Raw genomic sequence first — 14723 nt, 5'->3', positions numbered from 1 at the left:
TGGAGAATGGGCGCAGTATGCCAGATAGATGAAAGCGAGGGAGCGCGGCCTGGCGGCCGGTCCCTCGTTTCCTTGCCCGCACGGGGCGATTTTGCAATTTGCCGTGGCGCTTATTTTTCCAGCGCCACCTTGTCATCGCGCCGCAGCGGCGCCTTCTGGCGGCGCAGTTTCGCCATGCCGCGCTTGAGCAGGTGCTCGAGATCGTCGATGTAGGTGAACACGGCCGGCACCACCAGCAGGCTCAACAGGGTTGACGTGATCAGGCCGCCGATGACGGTAATGGCCATCGGCGAACGGAAGCTGGGGTCGGCGCCCCAGCCCAGCGCCAGCGGCATCATGCCGGCACCCATGGCGATGGTCGTCATCAGGATGGGGCGGCTGCGCTTGTGGCAGGCGTCGACCAGCGCATCGAAGCGGTTCATGCCAGCCTGGCGCGCCAGGATCGCATAGTCGACCAGCAGGATCGAGTTCTTGGTGACGATCCCCATCAGCATGATCAGGCCGATCATCGACGGCATCGACAGGGCGCTGCCCGTGATCAGGAGCGCCACGAAGGCGCCGCCGATCGACAGCGGCAACGCCGCCAGGATGGTCACCGGCTGCATGAAGTCCTTGAACAGCAGCACCAGCACGCAGTAGATGCACAGCACGCCGATCAGCATGGCCAGGCCGAAGCTGGCGAACAGCGAGGCCATTTCCTGCGCGTCGCCCAGTTCGGCGATCTTCACGGATGGCGGCAAATTCTTCATCGACGGCAGCGCGCGCGCCTCTTCATTCAGTTCGCCCAGGGTGCGCGAACCGAGTTCCACGTCGAGGGTCACGTTGCGGCTGCGGTTCAGGCGGTCAATCTGCGCCGGGCCGCTTTCCATCGTCACCGTGGCCACGTTCGCCAGGCGCACGGGACCATTCTTGCCGGGCACGGTCAGGCGCTCGATGGCTGCCAGGTCTGCGCGCACGCTGTTGGGCAGCTTGACGCGGATCGGCACTTGCCGCTCGGGCAGGTTCATTTTCGTCAGGTCCGTGTCGTAGTCGCCGGCCGTGGCCACGCGCACGGTCTCGCCGATGGCTGCAGCCGTCACGCCCAGGTCGGCCGCCTTGGCGAAATCGGGACGCACGATGATTTCCGGGCGCACCAGCGAGGCGCTGGAATTGACGTTGCCGATGCCTTTCAAGCCACGCAGTTCGCGCTCGACCTTTTGCGCCGCGGCCATCAGCGCCACCGGGTCTTCCGAGCGCAGCACCAGCTGCATCTTGACGCCCGTGTCGGGCGGTCCCACCGTGAAGCGGGCGCCGGGGATGGTATCGAGCTTCTGGCGCAGCTGCGTTTCCAGGTCCGCCATCGATTCCTTGCGCTCCGTGCGGTGCACGGTGGTCAGGGTCAGCACGGCGCGGCGCGCCTCGGCCGCGGCGCCGGGGGCGAAGGCGTCGCCGCTGGAGCCGCCGCCGATCGAACTGAAGACACCCTCGATGCCCGGTGTGCGCATGGCCGCATCGCGCGCCAGGGCTGCCACGGCCTGCGTTTCGCCCAGGGTGGAGCCGGGTGGCAGTTCCAGGTTGATCTGCGTCTGCGCACGGTCGGCGGCCGGCACGAAACCAGTCGGCAGCAGCGGCACGAGCGCAATGGCGCCGACAAAGAACAGGGCCGCGGCGATGGCCGTGATGCCGCGATGGTTCAGGCACCAGCGCATGACCGTCAGGTAGCGCGTCATCAGCCAGCCATCCTGCTCTTCCTTGTGCGGCAGCGGTTTCAGGATATAGGCCGCCATCATCGGCGTGAGCAGCCGCGCCACCACCAGGGACGCCAGCACGGCCAGCACGGCCGTCCAGCCGAACTGCTTGAAGAACAGGCCGGGAATGCCGCTCATGAAGGCCGTCGGCAGGAACACGGCTACCAGCGCGAAAGTGGTGGCGATGACCGCCATGCCGATTTCGTCGGCCGCTTCCATGGCCGCTTCCATCGGCGACTTGCCCATGCGCAGATGGCGCTCGATGTTTTCGATTTCCACGATGGCGTCGTCGACCAGCACGCCGACGACCAGGGCCAGCGACAGCAGGGTGACGGTATTGAGCGTGTAGCCGAACCAGTAGATGCCGAGGAAGGCGGGCATCACGGACAGGGGCAGGGCGGCGGCGGCCACCAGGGTGGCGCGCCAGTCGCGCAGGAACCACCACACCACCAGCACGGCCAGCAGCGCGCCTTCGTACAGCAGCTCCATCGAGCCGTCGAAGTTTTCCTCGACGGGGAAGGCATTGTCGATCGACTGCTGCAGCACCACGTTCGGGTTTTCCTTCTGCAGGTCGGCGATGGCGTCGCGCGCGCCCTTGGCGACAGCCACTTCGCTGGCGCCCTTGGTGCGGAACACTTCAAAGGCGACGACCGTCTTGCCATCCTGCTCGGCCAGTGCGCGCGGTTCGGCGATGGTGTCGCGCACGGTGGCGACCTGGTCCAGGCGCACATGGCGCCCGTCCGGCAGCGGCACTTCCACGCGCGACAGTTCATCGGCCGTTTTCACTGTGGCGATGGTGCGCACCGACTGCTCGGCGCCGCTGATGTCGCCCCTGCCGCCAGGCGCTTCGCGCTGCACCAGGCGCAGCTGGCGTGACACGTCGAGGGCCGACACTTTCAATGCGGCCATGCGCGCCTCGTCGAGTTCCACCTGGATCTCGCGATAGACGCCACCGACTCTGGTGACGGCACCCACGCCGGGCACGGTCAAGAGGCGCTTGGCCACCGTGTTGTCGACGAACCACGACAGGTCGGGAGCGTCGAGCGGGTTGTCCACGCCCGGCTTCGCCGTGGCGATAAAGGTCAGCACGACCCTGCCTGCCGTGGAAGCCTTGGTGACGGTGGGGTCGCGCAGCTCTGCCGGCATGTCCGCCTTGACGCGCGCGACCGCGTCGCGTACATCGTTGACGGCTTCGGCGATCTGCTTTTCCAGGATGAATTCGACGGTCACCGTGACGACGCCATCGAGCACCTTGGTGTAGATGTTTTTCACGCCTTGCAGGGTGGCGACGGAGTCTTCGATCTTGCGCGCCACTTCCGTTTCCAGCTGGGCTGGCGCGGCGCCGGGCAGCACGGCGCTGACGGTGACGATGGGCAGTTCGATGTCGGGGAAATCCTGCACCGGATTGGCCTTGTAGGCCAGCAGGCCGGCCAGGGTCAGCAGCGCGAACAGCATGATGGCCGGGATCGGGTTCTTGATCGAGAGGGAGGAAAAATTCATGGCCTCTCCTTACTTTTTCGCGGCCGGTGCTACGGCAGCCTTGGCCGCTGGCGGAGCCTGTACATTGCGTACCAGGTCGCCGTCATTGAGGAAGCCTGCGCCGCTGACGACAATCGTCGTGTCGGCCGTGATGCCACCAAGGATTTCAATGCGGTCGCTCAGGCGCCGTCCGGCCTGCACCTTGATCTGGCTGACCCGCTGGTCGGGATTCAGGCGGAAGACATAGCTGAAACCATCGCGCACGGCGATCGCCTGCTGTGGCACGGTCAGCGCGCCCGAGGTGCCGAGTTCGAATTCGCCGCTGGCGTACATGCCGGCCTTGAACGGCGCATTGCTGCCCGTGCCGGCAGGCAGGTCCACGTACACGAGGGCGGAACGCGTCTGCGGATCGACGGTAGGAGCGATCATGCGCACCTTGCCTGTCAAGACGCTGCCGTTGGCCGCCTTCACTTGCGCCAGGGTGCCTGGTTTCAGATTCAGCAGCTCGGTGGCCGTCACTTCGGCGCGCCATTCGAGGCGGCCCTGGCGGATCATGCGGAACAGTTCCGTGCCGGCGCCCACGACGGAACCGACGGTGGCCGAACGCGAAGAGATGATGCCGCTGTCAGGCGCCGCCACCTGCGTGTATTTCAGGCGCAGCTGCTGCGACGCCAGCTGCGCCTTGGCGGACGCGATGCGCGCGTTGGCCGTCTGCTCGGCCGTCAGGTACTGGCTGATCTGCTGCGCGCTGATGGCGCCCGTGCTTTGCAGCGAGCGGGCGCGCTGCGCGTTGGCGGCCGCTTCCGCCGCATTGGCTTGCGCTTCCAGCACGGCTGCCTTGGCCTGCGCCACGTCGGCGTTCACCGTGTCGTTCGAGAACACGGCCAGCACCTGGCCGGCGCGCACGACGTCGCCCACGTTCACGCGCACGTCGGTCAGACGCAAGCCGTTCGATTCGCTGCCGATGACGGCTTCCTGCCAGGCGGCCACGTTGCCGTTGGCCTTCAGCTTGATGGGCAGGCTGGCCGTCTGCGGCTTGGCCGTGGTGACGGTGAGCGCCGGTTTTTGCGCCGCGTTTTTATCCTTGGCGTCGTCGGCCGCCGTGGAGGAAGGGGAGTACAGGGCCACGCCCGCACCCAGCATCACGCAAAGGGCGGCCAGGACGAGCGCCATCGGTTTCAAGGTCATTTTTTTCATGTTGTGTATCCGTCAGGGGGCGTTGTTGGCGATGGCGCTGCTGGTCCAGCCGCCGCCGGCGGCGCGGTACAGCGCCACCCAGGCGGCGCTGCGTTCGCGCTCGAGGTTGACCACCGTATTTTCAGCGGCCAGGCGCGTGCGGCGCGCGTCTTCCAGTTCGATCAGGCTGGCCAGGCCATTCTTGTAGCGGTCTTCCGTGGCGACAAACGACACGCGGTAGCCTTCCAGTGCCGTTTTCGCATGGCTGCTGCGCTCGTCCGTGCTGGCCAGGTTGACCAATGCTTCTTCCACTTCGCGCACGGCCTGGCGCACGCCGGCGCGGTATTTCACCACGGCTTCGTCGTAGCGCGCCGTGGCCGCATCGATCTGCGCGCGGCGGGTGCCGCCGTCGAAGATGGGCAGGCTGACGGCCAGCGGGCCGATGCTCCAGGTGCTGGCCGTGATGCTGGTGCCGCCGGCGCGGATATTGCCCTTGCCGATGGAGCCGGCCAGGCTCAGGCGGGGATAGCGCTGCGCCTGCGCACCGCGTACTTCGAAGCTGGCGGCCGCCACTTCGCGTTCGGCGCTGTAGATGTCTGGGCGCTGGCCCAGGGTTTGCGCCGGCAGTTCCGCAATCGCCACGGGCGAGGGCAGGATGGCGGGGCTGGCCGCCAGCTTCTCGCGCAGCGACGCTTCCGGCATGGCCGACAGGGCCACCAGCGCCTTGATATTCACGTCGCAGGCGGCGCGCTGTTCGATGGCGCGGCTGGCGCCTTCGGCGGCGCTGGCGCGTGCCAGCGCCGCATTGGCGGGCGGCTGGAAGCCGGCGCCGGCGCTCAGTTCCGTCAGGCGCGCCGAGTCGCGGCGCGAGACGGCATCCTGTTCGGACACGGCCTGCAATTGCTGGCAGGTGCGCAAGGCGTAGTACTGGTTCGCCACTTCGGCGGCCACCGAGACGCGGGCTTCATGCCATCCCGCTCGGGCGCTGTCGTAGCGCTCCTGGGCCGCGTCGCGCGTGGCGCGGTTGGCGCCGAACACGTCGATTTCCCACGACGCCTGCAAGGCGGCCTGCGAGGTGGTGCCGCTGGGCTGTGCCGATTGCTGGCTGGTGCGTACCACGCTGCCCGTCGCGTCCAAGATGGGCGCCAGCGCGGCGCCGCTGGCGATGCGGTCCGCGCGTGCCTGCACGATGCGCGTGCCGGCGGCGGCGATGGTCGGGCTGACCTGTTGCGCGTCGCTGATCAATTCCACCAGCAGGCTGTCGCCCTGGCCCTGCCACCAGCTGGCCAGGTCCGTCAGCTTGCCGTTATGCGGCAGCGGCGCCTGCCACTGCGCGGGCGCGCTGGCGGCCACCGCTGCGGGCGGCCCTTGCAGGGCGCAACCGCCCAGCGCCAGCACGATGCTGGCGGCCAGGGCACGTTGAACGGTGCATCGAATAGTCGTCATGCTGGTCCTTCTGCTTGTCGTTGAGTGGTAGAGGAGGAGGGCGGAGTGGCCAGGCGCCGTCGCTCCACGTCGGCCATAGCCAGCGCATAGTCGGTCAGGCGCGCGAGCCAGGTGTCGATCGCATGCGGCGATTCCAGCAGTTGCGGGCGCAAGGTGTGCAGCACCTCGGTGCCCACCATGTGCTGCAGAGCCAGCGAAGCGATGGAAAACGCCAGCCGGTGCATGTCGTCGCTGTTGTCGGGCGCGCCCAGGTGGCGCGCCAGCACGCGCGTGAGCGCTTCGTGTTCGGGGCGGATGTTCTGGTCGATTTCGCGCGTCCACAGGCCCGTCGGTTCGAGCATTTCGCGGCACCACAGGCGCATGCAGTCGCGCGCGATGTCGCCCTGCTGCATGGGAGCGAGCAATTGCGCATAGAAGCCTTGCAGGCTTTGGCGCAAGGTGAAATGCGGTTGCTCGTACAGGGCGATATTGTCTTGCGGGTCCGCTGACTGCTGCGCAAAGGCGGCGCGGTACAGTCCCGCCTTGTCGCCAAAATAATAGCTGATGGCGGCGGCGTTGGTGCCGGCCGCCTGCGCCAGCTCGCGCGTGGACGTCTTGGCGTAGCCTTGCTCGGCAAACAGGCGGATGGCGCTATGCAGCAGCCGCTCGCGCGACTGCTCGCCGTCGGAGCGGGGCTTGCGCCCGTCGTCGGCATGGAAAGTGGGGATGGCGTTTTTTTCAATCATGCCGGAGATTTAATCATATATCTCAAACGATTGATATAACTAAGCCGGTTGATTTAGTTAAGAAAGGATGAAGATAATGAAAAACGCAGGCAAAAAAAAGCCCGCGGTTGTATTCGCGGGCTGAATCCAATGTTCGGAGAACGAATTGGAGGAGACAGTTCTACTATAGCGCTGAAAATGGTGCAGTGCAATACCGTAGAACTACTGTATCGGCCTCTTTTCGATGGCAAAAAGCCCGTATTCCATGCTGCGGCGCACAGAAGCTCAGGTCTTGCTGCGCAGGGCCAAGGTAAACGTGCTGCCCGAGCCGTAGTCGCTGTTGAAGAACAGGGCGCCGCCGATGGCGTTGGCCAGGTTCTGGCACAGGTACAGGCCCAGTCCCGCGCCTTCCACGTGGCGCGTGGAGGTGGAATCGAGCTGCGAGAAGGCCTGGAACAGCTTGGCCTGGTCTTCTTCCTTGATGCCGGCGCCGCTGTCGGCGATGCTCATTTCCGTCACCAGCACGCCGTCTTCGTCGCGCTGGGCCAGGCTGATGCGCACCGTGCCCTGTTCCGTGAACTTGATGGCGTTGTTGAGCAGGTTGATGAGGATCTGTGTCAGTGCGCGGCGGTCCGTGTCGATGATGGCGGGAGATTGGCCCGGCTCGCCCAGTTCGAGTTCCAGCGCCAGGCCTTTTTGCTGGGCCAGGGGACGCAGGGTGTCGGCCACGTCGGCCATCAGTTCCTGGCAGTGCACGGGTTCTATCGACAGGGTCAGCTTGCCCGCCTCGATCTTGGCCACGTCGAGGATGTCGTTGATCAGCGAGAGCAGATGGCGCGCGCTGGCGCGGATGGTGTTCAGCTGCTTGTCCTGGTCCGACGTCAGGGGGCCGGGCAGTTTCATCAGCAGCGCGCCCGTGAATCCGATGATGGCGTTGAGCGGCGTGCGCAGTTCATGCGACATATTGGCGATGAAGGCGGACTTCATGCGGCTCGCTTCGGCCAGCTCCAGGTTTTTCAGGGCGATTTCGCGGTTGATGGTTTCCAGTTCGGCCGCATGGTGCGCCAGGCGCATGTTCAGCTCGATCACCTGGCGTTCGCGCGCCTGCAGTTCGCCGTTGACCTGCACCGCCTGTTCATACGTGGAGATCAGCAGGTCGAGGATTTGCTGGCGTTCCGCATTGATGAAATGCTTCTGGTCGCCCAGGTACAGGGCGATGCCGATTTCCACGTTCTGGTTCTTGCGCAGCTTCTGGTTCATCAGCATGTGGCTGATGCGGTTGAGCAGGTAGTCTTCCGCGTAGGGCTTGCGGATGAAATTGTCGGCACCGCACTCGATGCCGCGGATGATGTCCTTCGGATCGTTGAGCGAGGTGACGAGGATCACGGGGATGTCGCGCAGGGTCGGATCGGACTTGATGGCGCGGCACAGGTCGTAGCCATTCATTTCAGGCATGACGATATCGGACAGCACCAGGTGCGGCTTGCGCTCGCGGATGGCGGCCAGGGCCAGCTGGCCATTCGCCGCCACGCGCGCGTTGTAGTGCAGCGACTGGATCAGGCGGCGCAAGCGCTCCGCCTGGGTCGGGCTGTCCTCGACGATCAGGATCTCGATTTCGTCAGGCTTGATTTGGTTGTTGGAGTCCACAGACCTCTCCTAGGATTTCAGTGTGGTGATGCTGGGCGCCGTGAGCGCGCAATATCGACATCGTATGACTATATCGGATTTAGGTCTGCAAAAGTAACTTCCAAGTAACTATTTTGGCCACAGGCAATGCTGTGGCCGCCTGTCAGTTTTCGCCCTGGAACTGGCCTGCGCGATAGGTCAGCACGAGGGTGTCGCGGTGGCCGTGCTCGCCGACGGGCTGTATCGGCGTCGATTCGTGGATGACGGCAGCGTCGTCGAGCAGCAGCAGCGACCACGGCTCGGTCAGGGTAAAACGCTTGCCGTTGGGGCCATCCGCTTCGAAGATGCGCGTCTCGCCGCCCTTGACCTGTTCGCGCCCGATCAGCAGCACGGCGACGAAATCGACGCCATCGCGGTGCGCGCCTTCCGGCGTGGGGCGGCCGATGCCGTCGGTCGTATCGATGCGGAACTGGTGCGCTTCGATGAACCACGGCTGGCTGCCCTTGACTTGCGAGCAGACGTCACCGAGCGCGCGAATCAACTGCTGCCAGGCCGCTTGCGCGACGATAGCCGCTTCGACCGGTTCGAACAGGCGGTGCATGCCGCCGTGCAGGGCGTTGTATTCCACCGGTTGCCAGTGCGGACGGTGCGCCGTCTGCGTCAGGCGTTCGCCATCCTGCACGAAGCACGAGTGGCGCCGGCGGCGATAGCGGCCGCCATCCTTCAGGTAATTGTCCAGCGCCAGGGTATTCCAGCTCCCTTCCAGCGCGCGCAATGCGTCCAGCGGGCAGCCGGCCAGCGAGGCCACGTCCTGCGGGCGCAGGACGGCATAGCCGTCATCGCGCAAGGCTTCCTTGACGTGGGACGGGTCGGTAAAGATCGGTGCGGAAGTGCTCATGGCGGTGCGGCCGCAACGCGGCCTGTCTCAGTTTATCCAGCCTGGCATTCTACGACTTCGCGGCGTTTCCTGTGCAGTCCGATAAGAATTATTCTTGTTTACTTAAAAATTCTTTACCAGGGTCAGGCGCAGTGAGCGCGATTCCACCGGATGGAAGTGGATGTCGTCGACGGGCTGCGCCTCGCCGGGCAGGCGCGAGGCATAGTAGTAGTCGATGGCCGAGTCGCGCCGGTTGGCCAGGTTGTAGCCTTCGACCTCCACGCGCAAGGTCTTGTCGATCTGGTAGGCGATGCGCCCGTTCAAGCCCACGCTGGCCGACGAGCGCACGCTGTTGTCTTCCACCAGCGGGCGCGGACCGAAGTAGCGCAGGCGCAAGGAGCCCGACCACGGCCCTGGCGGCGTCACCGTCATGGCCAGCTGGGCCACGCCTTCGATGGCGCCGGGGATGAAGTCGCCCGCCGGGTCGCTGCCGCGCGAGCGTGCGCGCGCATACGCGAGGTCCAGGTCCAGCGACAGCCATCTGGCCGCCTTGTAGTAGCTGGAAAATTCGATGCCGTAGCGGCGGCTGGGGCGGCCCGCCTCGGTGGCGCCCGCGTCGCCGATAAACAGCAGCTCGGAATCGAAGTCCAGCCGGTACAGCGACAGCGACGTTTGCAGGCCGGCGATGGCGGCGCTGCGCAAGCCCAGTTCCAGTCCGCGCGAGCGCACCAGCGGCGTGACCTTGTCGGCCGCTTCGCCCGTCTTCGGGTCGACCGTGATCGTCGTGCCGCGCGCGTCGTTGCTATGAAACCCATTGCCAATGTTGATATACGCTTCCGTATCGCGCCACGGTCCGGCGATCACGCTCAGGCTGGGGCTGAACAAATGGTCGCTGGCCTTGCCCGAATTGGCGGCCCGGTCGCTGCGTACGTCGAAGCGGTAGGCGTCCGCGCGCAGGCCGGCCACGGTGCGCAGCCAGCGCGACCAGCGCGTGCTGTTTTCGCCATACACGCCGATGCTCGATTCGACAATATGGTCTTGCCGCGTGGTCGACACGGTCTGGCGCTGCCGCGTGTTGTACAGGCCATTGTGGATATTGTCGTTCTGTAGCTGCAGGCCGATGGTGGTGTCGCTGCTGCCCCTGTCCGTGTGGCGGTGCCAGGTGTGGCTGGCGTGGAGGCCGGCCGTCACGCGCCGGTCGGGCTGGGCGAACTGGTCGCCGCTATCGGGGTCGTCCATCGCATACGTAAAATTCGAGAACAGGGCCAGGCGGTTGGCGATCACATACGCGCTGACTTTGGACGACATGTCGTCCGTCGTCTGGCGCCAGGCGCCCGACAGGCTGTAGCGCTGGGCCTTGCCGCCGTCGCTGGCATCGATGGCGTCGAAGCGGCCCAGGGTGCCTTCCTGCACGGCGCGCAGCGGAATCTGGTCGGTGGCGTTCCAGCTGGCGTCATACGCCATGGCCGTGACGTTGAAGCCGTTGTTGGCATAGCCTTCGCTGTAGCGCAGCACGCCATTGCGCTTGCGGTAGCGGTCCGGCTGCGTGAACGGGCCGTCGTTGCGCTGCGCTTCGAGCGCGTACAGCAGGCTGCCGTCGCCCGCATCGAGCGTATCGGCCAGCAGGGCACGGCGAAAGCCGTTTTGCCCGACGCCCACGCTGGCGATGCCCTGCGTCAGGCGGTTCGCGTAGACGACGGACGCCGCGCCCGCCGAGGAGAAATCGCCTTGGGCCGCCGAATACGGCCCCTTTTTGTAATCGAGGCGCATGGCCAGTTCGGGGATCAGAAAGTTCAGGTCCGTCCAGCCCTGCCCGTGGCCATGGCTGCGCTGGTTGACAGGCATCTCGTCGACGGTGGTGCGCAAGTCCGTGCCATGATCGAGGTTGAAACCGCGCAGGTAGAACTGGTTGGCCTTGCCTTCGCCGCTATGCTGGCTGACGATCAGTCCCGGCACGGCTTCGAGCAATTCGCCGGGCCGGTAGCTGGTGCGCGCATCGAGCTGCTGTTGCGTGACGCTGCCCGCGTTGGCCGAATCGGCCACGCCCAGCTGGTTCAGGCGCGAACCGTCGATCAGCACGCGCTGGAAGATGTCGTCGGCGTGGGCGGCGGTGGCTGAAAACAGGGCGGCGAGGAGCAGGGGAAGAGAGCGTGGCGTCATGGATGTAATAGGGGGCGGGCCTTAGCGGATCGGCAGTTCCGTGTTCTGGCGGTCGAAAATCAGCGTCTGGATGGCGCCGCTGTCCTGCACGTTGAGGGTATTGCGCTGGCTGGGCAGGAAGTCGATCAGCAACTGGTTGTGGATGCGCGTGGCGGGGGCCAGGCGCGTGCGTTCGAGCTCCTGGAAGATGACCACATTGTCGGCGTTGACCTTCATGCCGACCCAGTTCAGGCGCAAGCGTTTGCCATCCGGCCCCACGAGGTAAAACTGTTTTTCCACATAGCGGCGCAGCGCCGCTTCGCTGTCTTCCTGGCCCAGGTCGAACTGGCGCTGGTACAGGTTCGTCAGCAGTGCCTCGACGTCGTGGCCCGTGTAGGTGTGCACCACTTCCGTGCTGCCGCTGGCCGCGTTGTAACTGATGTCGGCGATACCCATGTGGAAGTTGTGGGCGCCGGCCGCCATGCTGGCGCAGGCCAGCAAGGCAGCGCCCAGCGCGCGCCAGCACTTCATGCCTCGTCGCCCTTGGACGCGCCGCCGTTGTGGCCTTTCAGCGGCGTATGGAAATCGCGCATCAGGTTATCCTTGGGCGACTTCTCGCTCTTGAACAGCTCCAGGCGCGATGGCGTGATCTTGCGCGGCCAGCTATTGTTGCTCGTGTCGATGTCGGCCGTTTCCCAGTACGGGTCTTGCACCAGACCCACCATCGGCTCGTCCGTGATGACGACCTTGGTGATTTTCTTCGGCGAGTAGCGCCACACTTCGGCCGGCACGCGCTCGACGTATTTCTTGCCGCTTTTCAGTTCGATCTCGAGGATCAGGGGCATGACCATGCCGCCCACGTTCGACAGGTCGACCAGGTACAAATGCTTGCCCTGTTTCAGCAAGTCCTTTTCCCACGGTTCCAGGGTGGCCAGCGCTTCGGCGTAGGCGTTGCGGTCTTTGTTGGTCACCGTGAAATCGTCGTGCTGGTTGTAGAAATCTTTGAGCTCCGGATGCGCATCGATGCGGCGCGGCATGCCCTTGTTGGCGCGGCTCGTGACGGATTCCGGCTGGGCCTCTTTCTGCGCCTTTTTCCACGCTTTTTCCGTGGCTGGATCTTTTGAGCTCACGCCGTATTTGCTGATGCCGTCGATGCTGATGTCGACCGGGTCGGTCGTATAGAACCAGCCGCGCCAGAACCAGTCGAGGTCCGTGCCCGAAGCGTCCTCCATGGTGCGGAAAAAGTCGGCCGGCGTGGGACGCTTGAACTTCCAGCGTTGCGCATATTCCTTGAACGCGTAGTCGAACAGTTCGCGCCCGAGGATGGTTTCGCGCAAGATGTTCAGGCCCGCCGCCGGCTTGGCGTAGGCGTTGTTACCGAACTGCAGCAGGGATTCGGAATTGGTCATGATCGGTACCTGGTCGCGGCTGCGCATGTAGTCGACGATCTCGCGCGGTTCGCCGCGCGAGGCCGGATAGTTCTCTTCCCACGCCTGCTGCGCCAGGTATTGCACGAAGGTGTTGAGGCCTTCATCCATCCACGTCCACTGGCGCTCGTCCGAGTTGATGATCATCGGGTAGTAGTTGTGGCCCACCTCGTGGATGATCACGCCGATCAGGCCATACTTGGTGCGCTTCGAGTAGGTCAGCTCGCCCGTCTTCTTGTCTTTCACCGGACGGGGGCCGTTGAACGAGATCATCGGATACTCCATGCCGCCCACGGGGCCGTTGACGGAAATGGCCGTCGGGTACGGATAGTCGATGCTGTACTTGTTATACTGCTCGATCGTGTGCACGATGGCTTGCGTGCTGTACTTTTCCCACAGCGGATTGCCCTCTTTCGGATAGTAGGACATGGCCATCACGTCGCTGCCGCCCTTCTTGTAGCCCTGTGCATCCCAGATGAACTTGCGGCTCGAGGCCCAGGCGAAGTCGCGCACGTTGGCCGCCTTGAAGTGCCACGTCTTTTGCGCGCGGCTGACGGATTTCTCGGCCGCTTCCGCTTCCTTTTGCGTGACGATGACGACGGGCTTGTCGCTGCCGCGCGCTTTTTCCAGGCGCTCGCGCTGCGCGGCAGACAGCACGTCCTGCGGATTTTGCAGCTGGCCCGTGGCGGCGACGATATGGTCGGCGGGCACCGTCAGCTGCACGTCGTAGTCGCCGAATTCCAGCGTGAATTCGCCCGAGCCGAGGAACTGCTTGTGCTGCCAGCCGGCCGCGTCGTAATAGGCCGCCATGCGGGGGAACCACTGCGCCACTTCGAACAGGGCGTTCTTGTCGTCGAAGACTTCATAGCCGGCGCGCCCGCCCAGCACCTTCTGTTCATTGATGCGGTAATCCCAGTCGATCTGGAAAACGAAATCCTGGCCCGGTTTCAAGGGCTGCGGCAGGTCGATGCGCATCATGGTGCGGTTGATAACGTACTTCAAAGGCTGGCCATCGGCGCCCGTCAAGCGGCGGATATGGAAGCCGCCCTGGAAGTCGCCGCGCGCGAGGATGCCGCGCAAGCCTTCGAATTTCATCGTGTCTTCGCCCGCCGTCTTGGCCCACGCCTGGCGCGAGGGCGCCGTGGCCATGCGGCGCGCGTCGGAATCGGGCTTGTAGATATTCTGGTCCAGCTGCACCCACAGGTAGCCGAGTGTGTCGGGCGACTGGTTGTGATAAGTGATGGTGCCGCTGCCGGTGATCTCGCGTTTGGCTTCATCGAGGGTGGCGCGGATCGTGTAGTCGGCGCGCTGCTGCCAGTAGGCGTGGCCTGGCGCGCCGGAGGCGGTGCGGTAGGTATTCGGGGTGGGCAGCACTTCTTCGAGCTGGCGGAACTTGTCGTCGAATGGCTCGGCGGCAAAGGCCGATACGGTAAAGCACAGAGCCAGCGAAGCGACGGAGCCGAAAAGTATGCGCATGATCACCCTGATGTTGTTGTAAGGAAATAGTGGCAACTATTCTATACGCAGGGTGGGGCCATCCATGTATCGATTTGTAATAAAGAAAGGCGGATTTCGCGCCAGCTTTTGCGTGGCGCTGTCAGGGTGATGTTTTGCCTGATTTTGCTCGGGAAAGCGGCGCTTTCACTCACTTTTCATCAGGCTGTCGCGCAACTGGTTCAGCTGTTGTTTCATGTCCACAACCTGCTCCACGCTGCAGTGGCTGGCCGCCAGGATGGCCTCTGGCAGCAGGGCCGCCTCGTGGCGCAGCTGGTCGCCCTGCGGCGTGAGGGAAATGATGACCTGGCGCTCGTCGCTGGCTGCGCGCGTGCGCGTGAGCAAGCCCGATTGTTCCATGCGCTTGAGCAAGGGCGTCAGGGTGGCCGAGTCGAGGAACAGGCGCTCGCCCACTTCCGACACCGTCAAGCCGTCGCGCTCCCACAACACCATCATCACCAGGTATTGCGAATAGGTGAGGCCGAGCTTGCGCAGCAGCTTGCGGTACAGCTTGTTCATGGCAAGCGAGGTCGAGTACAGCGCAAAGCACAGCTGGCCGTCCAGGCGCGGCACCTGGTGCAAGGGGTTGGTAGTGGTAGTGGTATCCATGGGCACAGTATATATAGTG

10 protein-coding genes are annotated in these 14723 nt (G+C 64.6%); all 10 read right to left on the bottom strand.

Features of this window, described 5'->3' with window-relative positions:
* Positions 1-110: 110 nt before the first annotated feature.
* Complete coding sequence (locus tag KO538_RS06240) at positions 111-3227, bottom strand: efflux RND transporter permease subunit (protein WP_072455630.1); 3117 nt, start codon at positions 3225-3227, stop codon at positions 111-113.
* A 9-nt stretch (positions 3228-3236) separates the two neighbouring features.
* Positions 3237-4403, bottom strand: coding sequence for an efflux RND transporter periplasmic adaptor subunit (locus KO538_RS06235; RefSeq protein ID WP_219327783.1), 1167 nt, complete (start codon positions 4401-4403; stop codon positions 3237-3239).
* 12 nt (positions 4404-4415) lie between these two features.
* Positions 4416-5828: an efflux transporter outer membrane subunit gene (locus KO538_RS06230; RefSeq protein WP_257620203.1), complete on the bottom strand. Its 1413-nt coding sequence runs from the start codon at positions 5826-5828 to the stop codon at positions 4416-4418.
* Positions 5825-6553 carry a CerR family C-terminal domain-containing protein gene (locus KO538_RS06225; protein WP_219327782.1) on the bottom strand — a complete coding sequence of 243 codons (729 nt, stop codon included), beginning with the start codon at positions 6551-6553 and terminating at the stop codon, positions 5825-5827. The genes KO538_RS06230 and KO538_RS06225 overlap by 4 nt, the downstream gene beginning before the upstream one ends.
* A gap of 264 nt (positions 6554-6817) precedes the next feature.
* Complete coding sequence (locus tag KO538_RS06220) at positions 6818-8179, bottom strand: response regulator (protein WP_219327781.1); 1362 nt, start codon at positions 8177-8179, stop codon at positions 6818-6820.
* 142 nt (positions 8180-8321) lie between these two features.
* Positions 8322-9056: a 2OG-Fe dioxygenase family protein gene (locus tag KO538_RS06215; protein WP_219327780.1), complete on the bottom strand. Its 735-nt coding sequence runs from the start codon at positions 9054-9056 to the stop codon at positions 8322-8324.
* A 102-nt stretch (positions 9057-9158) separates the two neighbouring features.
* On the bottom strand, positions 9159-11195 hold the full coding sequence (locus KO538_RS06210; RefSeq protein WP_219327779.1) for a TonB-dependent receptor: 2037 nt from the start codon (positions 11193-11195) through the stop codon (positions 9159-9161).
* 21 nt (positions 11196-11216) lie between these two features.
* Positions 11217-11705, bottom strand: a complete 489-nt coding sequence (locus KO538_RS06205; protein WP_219327778.1) for a DUF6702 family protein — start codon at positions 11703-11705, stop codon at positions 11217-11219.
* Positions 11702-14077 carry a M1 family metallopeptidase gene (locus KO538_RS06200; protein ID WP_219327777.1) on the bottom strand — a complete coding sequence of 792 codons (2376 nt, stop codon included), beginning with the start codon at positions 14075-14077 and terminating at the stop codon, positions 11702-11704. Before KO538_RS06200 ends, KO538_RS06205 begins: the two co-directional genes overlap by 4 nt.
* A 165-nt stretch (positions 14078-14242) precedes the next feature.
* On the bottom strand, positions 14243-14704 hold the full coding sequence (locus KO538_RS06195; RefSeq protein ID WP_219327776.1) for a MarR family winged helix-turn-helix transcriptional regulator: 462 nt from the start codon (positions 14702-14704) through the stop codon (positions 14243-14245).
* Positions 14705-14723 lie beyond the last annotated feature (19 nt).

The organism is Janthinobacterium sp. NKUCC08_JDC (assembly GCF_019345575.1).
GTDB lineage: Bacteria > Pseudomonadota > Gammaproteobacteria > Burkholderiales > Burkholderiaceae_D > Janthinobacterium > Janthinobacterium aestuarii.
Note: the sequence above shows the minus strand (reverse complement) of the source record. Positions and strands in the feature narration are given on the sequence as shown.